Here is a 15,162-nt window from a genome sequence, read left to right as displayed (position 1 = left end):
GCCGCCCCCTGGGCGGCCTTTTTCGTTGGCGCCGCAGCATGCTTACCAAGGCATGAATCCAGCTTGTAAAAAGCCCGCGAATCGCGAAACGAATACTTGGTACTATATTTTGACTGTTCATTATCGCTAATATCAGTCAACTCTATTTGTTTAATAGTTGTTATGACCCGCCGTGACATTACTTGCCTCAACAACCAGGACGGTTGGCAAGTCATCCAGAAGGAAACACAGTCATGGCCATCTCGCTCTCCGACAGCATGCGCGCTTCCCTCGTCGCCCTCACGAGCATCAACGACGACATGAGCACCTCGCAGACCCGCCTCGCGACCGGCAAGAAGATCAACACCGCTGCCGACAACGCCGCCGTGTACTTCCAGGCGAAGTCGCTGACGGACCGCGCCGCCAGCCTCGACACCAACACGGCCGCGATGGGCCTGGGCATCAAGACGATCTCGGCCGGCGCCGAGGGCCTGGCCGCCATCAAGAAGATCATGAGCGCGCAGCTCAGCTCGATGAAGAACGCCAAGACGGGCAGCAACGACGAGCGCCAGGCGGTGGCGGACTCCTTCCGCACCATGCTGGGCCAGATCAACGGCTACGTGAAAGACGCAGACGTGCTCGGCCAGGGCAACCTGCTGAAGGGCAACACGCTCACGCTGAAGATGAACGACGACGGCTCCAGCACGCAGACCGTGAAGCTGGGCGCCGCGGTCGACACCACGACGCTGGGCTTCAACTACACGGACGCAACGGGCGCCTCGACCGACGCCACCAACAATTTCCAGGATACGGCCGCCGGCAACACCGAGCTTGACGCCGCCATCACGCTGATGACCACGGCGCTCTCGAAGGTGAACACCTCCGCCCTGTCGCTCGGCTACCAGAACTCGGTGGTGAGCTCGCGCATGGACTTCAACAAGACGCTGCTCTCGGCCCTGAAGGACGGCGCGGACAGCCTGACGGCCGCGGACGTCAGCGAGGAAGCCGCCAAGGTCGGCGCCGCGCAGACCCGCCAGAGCTTCGTGATGAACGGGCTGAGCATCACCAAGCAGTCCGAGCAGAGCCTGCTGCAGTTGATGCGCTGAGTTTTTCTCTCAGCACCGAAGAGCAGGGCGGGAGCAATCCCGCCCTTTTTCGTGTCTGCAGGTAAGATCACGGGGTTGGTTGCAAGTAAAAAGTGAACAACTTATACGAGTTTACTTATTATTTTCGGTTACCGCGCAATTATCCTTACCAAGTTTAGATGCGAGGCCGATGCGGCCTGCAGCAAAGCGTTGGGAGTTCCAAGATGCCCACCCCGATTTCCGGACAGATGCGCGCCAGCATGCTGGCTGTCACCTCGCTCAACGACGACATCACGACGGCCCAGACCCGGCTCAACACGGGCCGCAAGGTCAACACCGCGCTCGATGACCCGGCGACGTACTTCAAGGCCCAGAACTATACGACCAAGTCGATGGCCATCGATGACGTCAACAAGAACATCGCACTCGCGATGAGCAACGTGAAGGTCGCCGACGCCGCGATGACCACGATGCTGAAGAACATGAACACCCAGCTGTCCGCCATGAAGGACGCCAAGTCGGTTCCCGTCGGTTTGGCTGGAAACGCGGTATCCACAACCGGCCGGACGACGTTCGCCGGTACGACGGACTCGCTGGTGTCTACAACTCTCGACGATGCGAACGCCTTTCAAAACAATGACACCATAGCCATCAGCCTGACCAACTCGTTGGGCACGACCTCGACCATGAACTTCAAGGCCGTGACCACGACTACGCCGACGCCGGCACAAGACGGAACGGCTGCCAAGCCGTATGTCTTCAACACCATCGCCGACCTCCAGGCGCGCGTTCAGGACGCATTCGGCGACGACTCGCTGAAACTCACCATGACGGGCACGGGCACAAACCTGCAGATCAGGTTCAACGTCATCGATCCGAAAACGACGCTTTCGATCGCTCAGACGAGCAACGGCGCAAGCGCTGCCCTCTCCACTGCGGCAAACAACGTCTATACGGACCTGGCGTCCCTGTTTGGAGCCTCAGCGACGCAGACGCAGGCGTCCTACCAGAACTTCGGAACAGCGGCGGCTCCGAACAACGTTCAGTCTGGTTACAAGGTAAGCTACAGCCCCGTCGCCGCGAGCACCAACCAGACCAGCCTCGACAACCGCAAGGCGGTCGCGGACGGTTACCAGACCATGTTGACGCAGCTTCAAGCGCTGGTATCCGACGCTTACGTGCCCGGCCTCGCGAACCTGCTCAACAATACTGCCGGTAACACGGTGAACCTGAACGCAGATGGTTCGACCACCCAAACGATCAAGCTGGCGACCAGCCTCGACAACGCCAGCATTGGCTTGGCGGTCGGAGACACCGGCACTGGTGTGGCTGCGAACTTCGCCAATGATCCTCAGGTGGACGTCGGCATCAATGCCGTCACGAAGGCGATCGCGATCGTGACGTTCGCGCAGAAGTCTTTGGCCAATCAAAGCACCATGCTCAACAACCGGTCTGACTTCAACAAAAGCCTCATGAACGTCATGAACGGGAACGCGGACCTGCTGCTCTCGGCCGACACCACAACCGAGGCCGCCAACCTGGCTTCCATGCAGACGCGCCAGTCCTTCGCGACCAACAACATGGCGTCGACGAAGCAGCAGGAATCCGGCCTCATCCAGCTCCTGCGCTGATATCGCTCCACCACGCAAAGACAAACGGCAGGCCTCGCGCCTGCCGTTTCTGTTTTGGCCGTTATCGCAAGCTGATCAGCACACTTCGCTAACGCCACCTTAACCATGTTCTGCTTCAATATGCCATGGATCCCGAAGGATCCACGCTGTCCAGAAGGAGCAAACGACGCCGATGAGCTACGCCAAGCACGCGCATGCCTATGGCCAGGCGAGCAAGGCCGGCCTGTCCGGCCGGGAGCTGGAAGCCGCCGTTCTGATCGAGTGCGCCGCCGACCTGCAGCGCGGCGTGATGGCGCTCGAGAGCCAGCCCAGGCTGCTGGACGAGGCTCTCACAAAAAACCGGAAGCTGTGGAGCATCCTGGCGGCGGGCGCGACCGAGGCCGACAATCCGCTGCCGCCCAACCTCAAGGCCAATATGGGGCGCCTCGCGATGTTCGTGTTCAACCGGACGCTGGACCTCATCATGAAGCCCACCCCCGAAGCCGTGCAGCCGCTGATCGACATCAACCGCAACATCGCGGCCGGCCTGCGCGGCTCGCCCGCCTGAGCGCCGCCGCGCCTCGCCAAAAGCGTGAGCCGCCAAGGCCGCTCCGCCGTTGATCGCCTCCCCGAAAGCCGCCGCGCGCCCCCGCCGGCGGCTTTTCGCGTTCTTCACCCTTCCTTCACCACGTCGGCCAATCAGCCGCCCTGCCCGCCTGCACAACCCCCACAACCGCAAACACAACCATTCCGAGTAAGCAGTCCTTCAGAAGTACACGCCTAGGTTGTCCCCTGTCGCGAGTATCGCGGCCCGGCAGAACGCCGGTTCATACCAGAAAGGTGACCTCCCATGGCCGTAGCCATTTCCGCTGGCGTCCGTAACGCCCTCGCCTCCCTCCAGTCCGTTCAGTCGCAGTCCATGGCGACGCAGAACCGTCTGGCGACCGGCCGCAAGGTCAACTCCGCCGTCGACAACGCCGTCAACTACTTCACGGCCGCCGGCCTGAACGATCGCTCCAGCCAGCTCTCGGGCCTGCTGGACGGCATGAGCAACGCGGTTCAGACCATCCAGGCCGCTTCCAAGGGCCTCGACAGCATCACCAAGCTGGTGCAGTCCGCCCAGTCCACGATCAAGCAGGCCCAGGCGGACGCTCTCGCGAACCGTCCGACGAAGGCCGGCTCGGTTGGCCTCTCGAGCACGGCTGAAGCCGCTCTCACGGGCAAGAGCGTCAAGGACACCACCCTCGACAAGGTGCTCGAAGGCACGACCGCGACCGCGACCGCGTCCAGCGCCGGCGTCGTCGGCGTGGCGGCCGGCAGCGACGTCGTGATCACGGCGGGCAACACCACCTACAAGTTCACCACCAACAGCACCATGACGGTGCGTGACTTCGTGAACAACATCAACAGCTCCGGTATCGCGAACGCTTCGATCGACGACAACGGCAAGTTCACGATCACGGGTTCGGGCTCCAGCGCTCTGAAGTTCAGCGTCGGCACGGCCGCCTCCACGGACGGCGCGTCCAACACCAAGCTGAACGGACCGTCGGGCACGGGCTTCGCCGCCACCGACTACACCACCACGGCGTTCACCTCGACCGCGACCTCCACCACGCGTTCGAACCTGATCCAGCAGTTCAACGACCTGCGCACGCAGATCGACAACCTGTCCAAGGACTCGGGCTTCAACGGTTCGAACCTGCTCGACGGCAACAAGCTGTCGATCGTGTTCAACGAGAAGACCGGCTCCAACCAGAACAAGCTCGACGTGCAGGGTCAGACCATCACTTCGGCCAACCTGGGCATCGGCACGGCGGCGAACGGCGGATCGGGCACGGCCGGCGCGACCAACTTCCAGGACGACGGCGAGCTCGCCACCGCCGGTCAGGCGCTGACGAACGCTCTCAGCTCGCTCCGGTCGTTCTCGTCGACCCTGGGCTCCAGCCTGTCGATCGTTCAGACCCGTCAGGACTTCACCAAGTCCATGATCGACACCTTGAGCGTCGGCGCCGACAGCCTGGTCAACGCCGACCAGAACCAGGAAGCCGCTACCCTCCTCGCGTTGCAGACGCGCCAGCAGCTCTCGCAGACCTCGCTGTCGCTCTCCAACCAGGCGGACCAGGGCATCCTGCGCCTGTTCTGATCCAGAACGGATCTTTCCACCAAGGGAGGCGGGGCCAAAAGCCCCGCCTTCTTTGCGTTTGAGCGGCGCTCTTCAGGCGGTGGATGAACACGCTCAGGTTGCCAAAGAAACCTCACGCACTGCGTGAAGGCGTTTAACCATTCGTTGACCATACTGGCGAGACGCACAACTTTGGGTTGATCTAGAAATGATTTCAATCAAGCATTTAAGCAGCGCTTCATAATTGCAGCCCTAGCGTGTCACTGCCCGGCGAAACAACCGGGTCGGCAGAATGCCGTTTCTGACCAGAAAGGTGACATCCCATGGCTACCGCAATCACGTCCGGCGTTCGCAACGCCCTCAACGCCCTCCAGTCCGTCTCCACCGACTCGCAGGTCTCGCAGCAGCGCCTGGCCACCGGCCGCAAGGTGAACTCGGCCGTCGACAACGCCGTCAACTATTTCACCAGCATCTCGCTGAACTCCCGCGCCGACCAGTTCACCGGCCTGCTCGACGGCATGTCCAATGCCGTGCAGACCATCAACGCGGCCTCCAAGGGCATCGACAGCATCACGACGCTGATCAAGTCCGCCCAGTCCACCGTGAAGCAGCTGCAGGCGGAAGCCGTCGCCAACCGGCCTACCAAGACCGGCACGGCCCTGACAACCGCGGCCGAAACCGCCCTCACCGGCAAGAGCCTCAAGGACACCACCCTCGACAAGCTGATCGGCGGCGCTTCGGCCGTCACCGCGACGGCCTCCGTGGTCGGTAACCTCGGCGCCGGCGCCGGCGTCGCGACCTCGCTCAGCATCGTGTCGGGCACCAACACGTTCACGTCCAACGCGCTCAGCAGCACGACGTCGACGGTTCGCGACTTCGTCAACGAGATCAACAAGTCCGGTCTCGCCACCGCGTCCATCAACGACAGCGGCCAGCTCGTCGTGAACGGCACGGGCTCCAACACGGTGCAGATCGGCTACGGCCAGGGCGCCACCAACGCGGCGGCCCTTACGGCCGCGCAGGCCGGCACGGGCAACACGTTCTTTGGCCTCGCCACCACGGACTACACCACCGGCATCACGGCTTCGGGCGGCAACTCCGCCGTGCGCTCCAACCTCATCCAGCAGTTCAACGACCTGCGCTCGCAGATCGACAACCTGGCCGAGGACGCGGGCTTCAACGGCACCAACCTTTTGAACGGCAACAAGCTGTCGGTGGTCTTCAACGAGAAAACCGGATCGGACCTAAACAAGCTCGACGTGCAGGGCCAGACCATCTCGTCCGCCAACCTCGGCGTCCTGCAGGCCTCCACCAGCACGACCGCCACCACGTTCAACGTCCAGAACGACTCGGACCTCAGCACGGTGGCGGATTCGCTGACCACGGCGCTGGCCTCGCTGAAGTCGACCTCCTCGAGCCTCGGCTCCAGCCTGTCGATCGTGCAGGCCCGGCAGGACTTCAGCAAGACGCTGATCACCAACCTGCAGACCGGCGCGGACAACCTCGTCAACGCCGACCAGAACCAGGAAGCCGCCACGCTACTGGCCCTGCAAACGCGCCAGCAGCTCAGCCAGACGGCGCTGTCGCTGTCCAACCAGGCGTCGCAGGGCGTGCTGCGCCTGTTCTGATCGCGACGCGCAAACACCAGCTATCCAGAAGGCGGGGGCCCTCCCCCGCCTTCTCTTTTTTGGCGAGCGAGGTCATCCATTTGCGCCTCTTGGTTGTTTTTTTCGAATTCGGTTAACCTTTGGTTAGGGTTAACAACCAATGATTGCGTCGATCGGCGGGGTGCAACCCGCTCCGTCAGAATGAAACGGATCGACGCCCATGGCCACCAACACCGTCCTGTCTCAGGGAGTTCGCAACAACCTTCTCGCCCTGCAAGACGTCGCGGGGCAATCAACCGTCATCCAGCAAAGGCTGGCGACGGGCCGGAAGGTGAATTCCGCGGTCGACAACGCAGTGAACTACTTCACGAACCTTGGGCTCAACGATCGAGCCAACCAGCTCTCGAGCCTGCTCGACGGCATGTCCAACTCGGTGCAGACCATCCAGGCCGCATCCAAGGGCATCGACTCGATCACCAAGCTGATCCAGACGGCGCAATCCACCATCAAGCAGGCGCAGGCCGACGCGCTGGCGAACAGGCCCACCAAGTCCGGCACGGCTCTCTCAACGGCGGCGGAAGTCACCGCAACGGGATCGAGCCTCAAGGACGTGACGCTGAACAAGGTGCTGGGCGGCGCCGCGGCCGTGGCGGCGACCTCCACAACGGCGGGCGCGGTCGGCATCGGCGCGGGCGCCTCCGTGGCGCTGACGCTCACCTCCGGCAGCACGACCTACACGTCCTACGCGCTGACTCAGACGTCGACGGTGCGGGACCTCGTGGCCGAGATCAACAAGTCCGGCATCGCCACCGCCAGCGTGGACGACAACGGCAAGCTCGTGGTCACGGGCTCGGGCTCCAACACGCTGCAGATCGGCGTCGGCCAGGGCGCGAGCAACGCCGCGGCGCTGACCTCCGCGCAGGCCGGCGGCTCCAACGTGGCGCTCGGCTTCCTGGCGGCGGACGCCACCACGGGCGTGGCCTCGGCGGGCGGCTCCTCGGCCATTCGCTCCAACCTGATCCAGCAGTTCAACGACCTGCGCACGCAGATCGACCAGCTCGCCAAGGACGCCGGCTACAACGGCACCAACCTGCTCGACGGCGACAAGCTCTCGATCATCTTCAACGAGAAGACCGGGGCCAACCAGAACAAGCTGGACGTCCAGGGCACGACCATGACGGCCGCCAATCTGGGCATCCTCCAGGCCAGCACCACCACGTCGGCGACGAGCTTCAACATCCAGAACGACGTCGACCTCACCCAGGCGTCGGACGCGCTCACCACCGCGCTGGCCTCGCTGCGCTCCACGGCGTCCAATCTCGGCTCCAACCTGGCGGTCGCGCAGACCCGGCAGGAATTCACCCGCAACATGATGACGACGCTGCAGACCGGCGCCGACTACCTCGTGAACGCGGACCAGAACGCCGAGGCCGCGAACCTGCTGGCCCTTCAGACCCGCCAGCAGCTCAGCCAGACGGCGCTGTCGCTCTCCAACCAGGCCGACCAGGGCGTGCTAAGGCTGTTCGGCTGATCGCCGGGCGGCCGGGGCCAGCCCCGATCAATCAGGTTTCCGGTCCAGGAGGGACGACATGGCGCTCAAGGTCGAACTCAAGCCCAACGAGCGGATCATCATCGGCAACGTCGTGCTGCGCAACGCCGACGCGCGCATCCGCTTCTTTATCGAGGGCCATGCGCCGATCCTGCGCGAGAAGGACATCCTCACCGCCGAAACCGCCGACACGCCGGCCAAGAAGATCTACTTGGCCGTGCAGCTCATGTACCTGGACCAGGACACGGCGCGCTACCACGATGCTTATTTCCAGCTCGTGCGCGACTTCCTGAGCGCCGCGCCCAGCGCTTTACCATTAGTTGCAGAAATCAATAACCTAATCTTAAGTGGTGATATCTACAAAGCCTTGAAGGCTTCGAAGAAGCTGATCGATTACGAGGCGGAGTTGCTATCCCATGCAGTACGCGGCTAACGCATACGCGAAAACGCAAACAGCCGCCCTGCCTCCGCGCGATCTCGAAGCCACCCTCCTGCTGAAGGCGGCAAGCCGCCTCCAGGCCCTGCTCGACGACTGGGAAGGTCGCAAGCAGGATGTCGATTCCGCCGTCACGTATAACCGCAAGCTCTGGACCATCCTGGCCTCGTCGGCCACCGAGGAAACCAGCCCGCTGCCGATGGCGCTGAAGCAGAACGTCGCCAGCCTGGCGTTCTTCGTGTTCAACCGCAGCCTGGACGTGATGATCGCGCCCGCTCCGGAAAAGATCTCGCCGCTGGTGAACATCAACCGCGAAATCGCCGCCGGCCTGCGCGCCCGCCCCCAGGCCGCCTGAGCGGCCCGTTCGCGTTCCGGCCGCCCGCCTGGCGGCCTCCCCCGGTCATCACGCCGAAGCCGGACGACGCCGCCTCCCTGCCCTACAGGTAGTTGACCAGCGACAGCTTCGAAAGCATCGAGGTCGTCTGGTAGCTGGCCTGCAGCTGGTTCTGCACGGCCAGGAGCTGCGCGGCGACCGACTCGGTCGTGACGTCCTCGACGCTCGACAGCGCGTTTTCCAACTGCGCCTGCGTGTCGGTGTTGCGCTGCTTCGCCTCCTTCACGGCGACCTGCCCGAGCGCCAGATCCGTGTGCGCGCTCTGGATCGTGTAGGCCTTGCCGGCGACCGGGCTGGCCGGGACCACGGGATTGCGGATCTGGTCCGCAACCCGGGTCTTCAGCGCCGCGTAGCGGTCGCCGTCCGTCGTCACCGTGGTGGAGAAGCTCTCGGCCGCGAAGACGCCGAGCTGCGCCAGCAGGTTCTGGAACGCCGGCTCGGAAGCCTCCATGCCGAGCCCGACCGTCTGGTCCTCGTCCACCCGCGCGGTCGCGCTGGCGCGCGGCGTCGCGCTGGTGTCGCCGCCATACCAGTTCGCCGTCGTGGCGAAGTAATCCTTGGCGCCCGCCACCGAGGAGGCCGCCGAGAAGTCGGGCGAAGTCGTGAGCGCCGTGACCGCCGACGTCATGGCGGTGTTGAAGGCCCCCGCCGTCGCCGCGCCGCCGCCGCCGATGAGAAACGAGATCTCGCCGGCCGCCGCATTGGGAGACGGCACGACGCTGCGCGCCACGACCTTCACGGTCGAGGTCGCGCCATCCGGCATCAGGACGTCCATCGAGAAGGTCTGGCCGTCCGTGGGCGTCGTCGCCGAGAAGTCGAAGCTCTTCGGCGCGGAAAGCTGCAGCCCATAGGTGGGCGCCGGGGCGACCGCAGGCGCGGGAGCCGTCACGGTCACGACGGCGCCGGCCGTCGCGATCGTCAGCCTTCCCGGATTGGCCGCCGTGCCGACGTCATTGGTCTTGCGCGCCGCAATGGCGGACTTGATGCCCGCGATCATCGTGTCGGCGTCCACCGTCACGGCCTTCTTGTCCGCCGCGCGGCCGGCGAACAGCGATCGGCCGGCGTAGTCCTGGTTCAGGAGGTCGATCGTCTCCTGCAGGTTGGACTTCGCAGACTTCTGCCGCAGCGTCTGGCCGTTGGAGTCGAGCTCATAGGCGGAGAGCGTCAGGGACTTGGAGAGGTCTGAGCCGATCTTTTCCATGCGGGTCAGCGCCAGGTCGGCGACGCTCGTCCGCGCGGTGGCGTCCTGGATCGTCTGCGCGTAGCCGCTCAGCGCCGTCAGCGTCTGGCGCACGTCGAGGCTCTTGGCGCGGCCGGCGCCCAGCCCCTCATAGGTGTCGGAGAGCTTGCCGGTGCTGAGCTGGCGCTGCAGGTCCGTGAAGTTCGCCTTCATGTCCAGGATGCGGGACGTGCTCTGGCGGTTCCGGACCGTGTCCAGCGAGAAGGCTCCATAGCCGCTTGGCGTGATCGACATCGGGTTGTCCTTCCTCACATCCGCATCAGGAGATCCATCATCTCCTTGACGGCGCTCATGATGCGGGCGTTGGCCGAATAGGCGTTCTGGATCTGCACCAGGTTGGCGAGTTCCTGGTCGACGCTGACGCCGCTGGTTTCCGAGAAGCGGCTCTCGATGGAGGCCTGCACGACCTGCTGGCCCTCGTCGAGACGCTTGGCCGACTCGGCGTTGGAGCCCTGCACGTCGACGATGCGGTTCAGGAAGTCCGACACCGTTCCGGTATAGGGCGACGATGTCGTGCCGACGCCGCCGACCGGCGTAAACGGGGCGGTGGTCCTGGTCAGGGCGTCCAGCAGCGCCTTCGGGCGCGTGTCGTCGCCGGCCGGCGTGGTCGGCGAGTACATGACGAGGTCGCTGGCGCTCAATGTTGAATTGAGGCTGATCCGGCTTGCGAAGCCGGCCCGCTGCGAGATGCCGCCATCCAGCGAGCCCGTATACGCGACATTGCCGCCGGCCGAGTCCACGAACAGCGGCAACGCCGCGCTCCCGGGCGTGCCGGACGAGGCCGTCGCCGTGATCCCGGCGCTCATGCCGGTGACGTCGGTGGTTCCCGCCGCGCCGTCGTCGACGATGCGCAACGTCGAGCCCGTGTTGCTGACCGTGAACTTGCCGGCGCCGAAAGCCGCATCGAGCTGGCTTTGCACGGAGGCCAGCGCGCCCGCCGGGCCCGACGCGAAGGACGCGCCGATCTCGATGTCGTTCGGGTCCGGCGTGGCGTTGGCCGGCAGCGTGCCGCTGGTCAGCGAGACGATCGAGATCGTCCGGGCGACGCCCCCCACGGTGGCGCTGATCGTGATCGCGTTGCCGGGCTTCAACCCGGCCGTGTCGACCTCGAAGCCGCTGGTCCCGACCGCGACGCCCGCCTGCTGGCGCGTCGAGGCCGCGCTGGCCAGCGACGCCGCCAGTGTATCGAGCTGCGCCTGCGCGTCGACGAGCGACTTGTCGCGCATCTCCACCAGGGCGGCGATCTCGCCCGAGCGGATCAGGCCCTGGCCGAGCACGTCCACGGTGCGGCCGGACTGGTCCGTCATCGTGATCGTGCCGACCGAGCGCTTGGTTGGGTCGATGTCGTAGAGCGCCGTCGCGCTCATCGGGCGCTGGTCGAAGCTGAACTGAGCCGGCGTCCCGGTGTCGTAGAGCCGGAGGCCGGCGCTTGTGGCCAGCGAAACCGTGCCGAACGGCCCGTCCGTCACCTTCACGTCGATCAGCGTGGCGAGCTCGTTGATCTGGGCGTCGCGCTGGTCGAGCAGGCCGGCGTCCTTGCCCTGCGTGGCCGCCACGCGGGCGTCCGACGCCGCGATGCCTTTCAGCAGCGCGTTGACGCGCGTCACGTCGGCCCCGATCGCGCTTTCGGCGTTGGCGCGCAGATCCTGGATGTTCCGCGACGCCGTGTTGATGCCGCGCGCGAGGCTGCCGGCGGCGTTCAGCGCCGCCGTGCGGGCCGAGGCGTTGGACGGGTCGGACTGCAGCGCCTGCAGGGCGTTGGTGAACGAGCCCATCATGCTGGTCAGCGCCGAGCTGGAGCCCGGCTGTCCGAACACGTTGCTGAGCTGGCTGGCGTAGCTCGCCTTGGCGGCCGTGTAGCCCGAGCCGCTGGTCTCGGTGCGCAGCTCCTTCTGGAGCACCGAGTCGAGCAGGCGGATGATGCCCTCGATGCGCACGCCGCCCGTGCCGCTGCCGTTCACGGTCTCGACCGTGACGGCGCTGCGACGGGAATAGCCCTGCGTCCCCGCATTGGAGACGTTGCCGGAGATTACTTCCATCTGGGCCTGCGTCGCGCGCAGGCCGCTGAGGGAGTTGCCGAGGGCTGAGGTGAGGCTCATGGCTTCATCCGTTCATTCATCCGGCTTCACCGGATGATGTTGATGGCGTCCTGCAGCATCTGCTGCGCCGTCGTGACCACGCGGGTGTTCGCCGAGTAGGCCTGCTGGGTGACGATCATCTTGGAGAACTCGTCCGCGATGTCCGTATTGGAGGCCTCGAGCTGCGCGCCCATGATGTTGGCGCCGTTCAGGCCGTAGAGCGGCTGGCCGGATTCGAGCGTCTCCTCGAAGGTCGAGCCGTCCATTCGCTTCAACGAGTCCGGGGCGTTGAAGCGCGCGATCTGGAGCTGGGCCAACGCCACCGTCTGGCCGTTGGAGTAGCTCGCCACCACGCGGCCGTCGTCCGAGATGGAGACGTCGTTGAGCTTGCCGGCCGGGTAGCCGTCCTGCCGGATCGAGGTGGTCTTCACCTGGCCGGAAACGTCCTCGTACTGGCTGACGCCCGTGCTGACGTCGAGCTTCAGGGTCACGCCGTCCACCGTCAGGCCGGTCAGATCCGCCGTGCCGGCGGCCGGAGCCGTGAGCTTGCCAGCCGAGTCGAACGTGAACGCCGTCGGGGTGGAGGCCAGCGTCGTGCCCTGCCCGGCCGCGATCCATTTCAGCGAGGTGGCGCTGGTCGAGTCGTAGGCCGGGTTGGCGTAGTACACGTTCCAGGTGTCCGTGCCCGTCTTCGCCCAGCGCAGCTCCACGGTGGTGGGCGTGCCCTGGCCGTCATAGGCCGTCACGGTTCCGCCCGTGACCGTATGGTTCTGGAAGTTGGTCTCTTCCGCCGCCGTCACGCCGGTCGCCGGCACGGCGTAGAGGTCGCTGCCGGGCGTGGCAGGCGTATAGGATGTGGTCTGCGGCGTGCTCGGGATGTTGGCGCGATATTCCACCGTGGTGGTCGCCCGAGCGCCGACGAGGTCCGAGCCGATCTTCAGCACGGTGGGACCGCCCGCGACGTTGCCGGTGATCGGGTCCAGCGCGGTGCCGACCATGTAGCGGCCCGCCCCGTTCACCAGGAAGCCGTTCTTGTCGACCGTGAAGTCGCCGCGGCGGGTGTAGAGGTCGCGCTGCGAGAACACCGGCAGGCCCGCCTGTGTGTCCGCCCGGTCGCGGACCACGAAGAAGCCTTCGCCGTTCAGCGCCACGTTGGTGGAGACGCCCGTGGACGTGTAGTTGCCCGCGATGGTGTTGGTGCCGCGCGAGAAGGCCGTCACGGAGCCGCCGACCTGCTGCTTCAGCGGGTAGCTCGGGACGAGGTCCATGAAGCTCGTGTCGACGCGCTTGTAGCCCACCGTCTGCGAGTTCGCGATGTTGTCGGAGATGTTCTCGAGCGCGTAGGACTGGGCCCTCAGCCCCGTCACCGCATTGGTCATCGCCCCGAAGATACTCATGTGGCACAGCCCTCTGGATGCGCGCCGCCCCCCGGGGCGTGTCGCTCGATCGAGAAGGAAACACGCAACGCGTGTGCCACACTGGATTACACGTGATTGCAAAGACTTAGGACGTAAACTTTCGGTTGCAAAATTACTGGATGCACGCGTCTGGTCCGCCGCCCCGGCAGAATTTGCCGGGATCGGGAAGCCTTGGGCCGCCCACCATGCCGATGACGCGAGATCGCAGCCCTGCTTGTCCGACGCTTCGGACAAGCAGGCGATTTCGGAAACGGGTTGGCGCGCGGACCGCATCAGCGCACGATGTTGATGGTGTCTTGCAGCATCTGCTGCACGGTGGTGATGATCTTGGTATTGGCCGAATAGGCCTGCTGGGTGACGATCATCTTGGAGAACTCCTCCGCGATGTCGGTGTTGGAGCCTCGAGCTGGCCGCCCATCACGCCGCCGCCATTCAGGCCGTCCAGCGGCAGGCCGGCTTCGAGCGTCTCCGAGAAGGTTGATCCATCCTCGCGCTTCAGGCTGTTCGGCGCATTGAAATGCGCGAGCGCAACCTGTGCGAGCGGGGTGGTGACGCCGTTGGAGTAGCTCGCGACGATCCGCCCGTCCGCGGTGACCGACACGTCGTTTACGGTGCCGGCCGCGTAGCCGTCCTGCTTCAGGGAACGGACATTCACCCCGCCGCTGCTGCTGGTGTCGTTGTACTGGGTCAGCCCCTTGCTGAAATCGAGCTGCATCGTGACGCCCCCGATCGTCAGCCCGGTCAGGGCCGTGGTCCCGCCGGTCGGCGACGTGACGGCGCCCTTGGCGTCGAAGGTGAACGGCGTGGCGGTCCCTGTGGTCGTGCCCTTGCCGGCCGCGATCCACTTCTGCGACCCCGCCACGGTCGAGTCGTAGGCCGGGTTCTGGTAGTAGACGTTCCAGGTCGACGCCCCGGTTTTGGCCCAGCGCAGTTCCGTGGTGGTGGGCGAGCCGACGCCGTCATAAAGCGTCACGGTGCCGCCAGTGACCGTATGCTTCACGAAATTGGCTTCCTCCGCCAAGGTCACGTCACCCGTGAACGCATATATGTCGCTGCCCGGGACCTTGGGGTCGTAGCTGGCGGTGTGGGGCGTTTCGGGCAGGTTGCCCATGAACTCCACGGTGGTGCTTGCCTTGGCCGGCACCAGCCCGGCGCTGAGCTTGATCGGCGCGGGCGCCCCCACGGCCGCGCCGGTGTTCGCGTCCAGCGTGTTGCCGACCAGGAAGTAGCCGGCGCCGTTCACCAGATAGCCGTTCCGGTCGACCCCGAAGTCGCCGCGGCGCGAGTAGAGGTTGTTGGTCGCGAAGGTGGGGACGCCCCCGACGCTGCCCACCGCCCGGCGGACCTGAAAGAACGAGTCGCCGGTGACCGCCATGTTGGTGGAGATTCCGGTCGCCTGGTAACTGCCCGTGATCGTGTTGGTGCCGCGGGCGAACGCCATCACGGTGCCGCCGATCTGCTGGGAGAGCGGGTAGTCGGGCACCAGGTCCATGAAGCTCGTGTCCACCCGCTTGTAGCCGGTGGTCTGCGAGTTCGCGATGTTGGAGGAGATGTTTTCGAGGGCGTAGGACTGGGCCCGCATACCCGTGACCGATGTGGTCATCGCGCCAAAGAGACTCATGGCAAAAACCTTCTGGTTTCAGG

13 protein-coding genes are annotated in these 15,162 nt (G+C 65.1%); 8 read left to right on the top strand and 5 right to left on the bottom strand.

What is annotated here, in order from left to right; translation table 11 throughout:
- Positions 1 to 233: 233 nt before the first annotated feature.
- From AC1DSZ_RS23630 to flaF (AC1DSZ_RS23595), 8 genes are all read left to right on the top strand, one after another.
- Positions 234 to 1,085 carry a flagellin N-terminal helical domain-containing protein gene (locus AC1DSZ_RS23630; RefSeq protein WP_476840757.1) on the top strand — a complete coding sequence of 284 codons (852 nt, stop codon included), beginning with the start codon at positions 234 to 236 and terminating at the stop codon, positions 1,083 to 1,085.
- Between the two features lie 203 nt (positions 1,086 to 1,288).
- Positions 1,289 to 2,695: a flagellin N-terminal helical domain-containing protein gene (locus AC1DSZ_RS23625; RefSeq protein WP_476840756.1), complete on the top strand. Its 1,407-nt coding sequence runs from the start codon at positions 1,289 to 1,291 to the stop codon at positions 2,693 to 2,695.
- Between the two features lie 172 nt (positions 2,696 to 2,867).
- Positions 2,868 to 3,242 carry a flagellar biosynthesis regulator FlaF gene (flaF, locus tag AC1DSZ_RS23620; protein WP_476840755.1) on the top strand — a complete coding sequence of 125 codons (375 nt, stop codon included), beginning with the start codon at positions 2,868 to 2,870 and terminating at the stop codon, positions 3,240 to 3,242.
- Positions 3,243 to 3,524: 282 nt separating this feature from the next.
- Complete coding sequence (locus AC1DSZ_RS23615) at positions 3,525 to 4,817, top strand: flagellin N-terminal helical domain-containing protein (RefSeq protein ID WP_476840754.1); 1,293 nt, start codon at positions 3,525 to 3,527, stop codon at positions 4,815 to 4,817.
- Positions 4,818 to 5,119: 302 nt separating this feature from the next.
- Positions 5,120 to 6,424 (top strand): flagellin N-terminal helical domain-containing protein, encoded by a 1,305-nt coding sequence (locus AC1DSZ_RS23610; RefSeq protein WP_476840753.1) that lies wholly within the window; start codon positions 5,120 to 5,122, stop codon positions 6,422 to 6,424.
- Positions 6,425 to 6,623: 199 nt separating this feature from the next.
- Complete coding sequence (locus AC1DSZ_RS23605) at positions 6,624 to 7,934, top strand: flagellin N-terminal helical domain-containing protein (RefSeq protein WP_476840752.1); 1,311 nt, start codon at positions 6,624 to 6,626, stop codon at positions 7,932 to 7,934.
- Between the two features lie 58 nt (positions 7,935 to 7,992).
- The gene (gene flbT, locus AC1DSZ_RS23600) at positions 7,993 to 8,385 is read left to right on the top strand and encodes a flagellar biosynthesis repressor FlbT (protein WP_188518936.1); all 393 of its coding nucleotides are present in this window, start codon (positions 7,993 to 7,995) and stop codon (positions 8,383 to 8,385) included.
- On the top strand, positions 8,369 to 8,743 hold the full coding sequence (gene flaF, locus AC1DSZ_RS23595) for a flagellar biosynthesis regulator FlaF (RefSeq protein WP_188518937.1): 375 nt from the start codon (positions 8,369 to 8,371) through the stop codon (positions 8,741 to 8,743). The genes flbT and flaF (AC1DSZ_RS23595) overlap by 17 nt, the downstream gene beginning before the upstream one ends.
- A gap of 82 nt (positions 8,744 to 8,825) precedes the next feature.
- Here flaF (AC1DSZ_RS23595) and AC1DSZ_RS23590 read toward each other — a convergent pair whose 3' ends face one another.
- The 5 genes from AC1DSZ_RS23590 to AC1DSZ_RS23570 all read right to left on the bottom strand — a co-directional run bounded on the left by AC1DSZ_RS23590 (position 8,826) and on the right by AC1DSZ_RS23570 (position 15,139).
- On the bottom strand, positions 8,826 to 10,256 hold the full coding sequence (locus AC1DSZ_RS23590) for a flagellin N-terminal helical domain-containing protein (RefSeq protein ID WP_476840751.1): 1,431 nt from the start codon (positions 10,254 to 10,256) through the stop codon (positions 8,826 to 8,828).
- 14 nt (positions 10,257 to 10,270) lie between these two features.
- On the bottom strand, positions 10,271 to 12,121 hold the full coding sequence (gene flgK / locus AC1DSZ_RS23585) for a flagellar hook-associated protein FlgK (RefSeq protein ID WP_476840750.1): 1,851 nt from the start codon (positions 12,119 to 12,121) through the stop codon (positions 10,271 to 10,273).
- A gap of 26 nt (positions 12,122 to 12,147) precedes the next feature.
- Entirely contained in the window at positions 12,148 to 13,497 is a 1,350-nt protein-coding gene (locus AC1DSZ_RS23580) for a flagellar hook protein FlgE (protein ID WP_476840749.1), read from the bottom strand.
- Positions 13,498 to 13,790: 293 nt separating this feature from the next.
- Entirely contained in the window at positions 13,791 to 13,883 is a 93-nt protein-coding gene (locus AC1DSZ_RS23575; RefSeq protein WP_476840748.1) for a flagellar basal body rod C-terminal domain-containing protein, read from the bottom strand.
- Complete coding sequence (locus AC1DSZ_RS23570; RefSeq protein ID WP_476840747.1) at positions 13,880 to 15,139, bottom strand: flagellar hook protein FlgE; 1,260 nt, start codon at positions 15,137 to 15,139, stop codon at positions 13,880 to 13,882. The genes AC1DSZ_RS23575 and AC1DSZ_RS23570 overlap by 4 nt, the downstream gene beginning before the upstream one ends.
- Positions 15,140 to 15,162: the final 23 nt, after the last annotated feature.

Source organism: Alsobacter sp. P4_H11, assembly GCF_056400925.1.
Note: the sequence above shows the minus strand (reverse complement) of the source record. Positions and strands in the feature narration are given on the sequence as shown.

Bases quoted from the DNA above. Each gene is read 5' to 3' on its own strand.
- AC1DSZ_RS23630 (WP_476840757.1), top strand. From the start codon at position 234: ATGGCCATCTCGCTCTCCGACAGCATGCGCGCTTCCCTCGTCGCCCTC.
- AC1DSZ_RS23615 (WP_476840754.1), top strand. From the start codon at position 3,525: ATGGCCGTAGCCATTTCCGCTGGCGTCCGTAACGCCCTCGCCTCCCTC.
- flaF (WP_188518937.1), top strand. From the start codon at position 8,369: ATGCAGTACGCGGCTAACGCATACGCGAAAACGCAAACAGCCGCCCTG.
- AC1DSZ_RS23580 (WP_476840749.1), bottom strand. From the start codon at position 13,497: ATGAGTATCTTCGGGGCGATGACCAATGCGGTGACGGGGCTGAGGGCC.
- AC1DSZ_RS23610 (WP_476840753.1), top strand. From the start codon at position 5,120: ATGGCTACCGCAATCACGTCCGGCGTTCGCAACGCCCTCAACGCCCTC.
- flgK (WP_476840750.1), bottom strand. From the start codon at position 12,121: ATGAGCCTCACCTCAGCCCTCGGCAACTCCCTCAGCGGCCTGCGCGCG.
- AC1DSZ_RS23570 (WP_476840747.1), bottom strand. From the start codon at position 15,139: ATGAGTCTCTTTGGCGCGATGACCACATCGGTCACGGGTATGCGGGCC.
- AC1DSZ_RS23605 (WP_476840752.1), top strand. From the start codon at position 6,624: ATGGCCACCAACACCGTCCTGTCTCAGGGAGTTCGCAACAACCTTCTC.
- flbT (WP_188518936.1), top strand. From the start codon at position 7,993: ATGGCGCTCAAGGTCGAACTCAAGCCCAACGAGCGGATCATCATCGGC.
- AC1DSZ_RS23625 (WP_476840756.1), top strand. From the start codon at position 1,289: ATGCCCACCCCGATTTCCGGACAGATGCGCGCCAGCATGCTGGCTGTC.
- flaF (WP_476840755.1), top strand. From the start codon at position 2,868: ATGAGCTACGCCAAGCACGCGCATGCCTATGGCCAGGCGAGCAAGGCC.
- AC1DSZ_RS23590 (WP_476840751.1), bottom strand. From the start codon at position 10,256: ATGTCGATCACGCCAAGCGGCTATGGAGCCTTCTCGCTGGACACGGTC.
- AC1DSZ_RS23575 (WP_476840748.1), bottom strand. From the start codon at position 13,883: ATGATCGTCACCCAGCAGGCCTATTCGGCCAATACCAAGATCATCACC.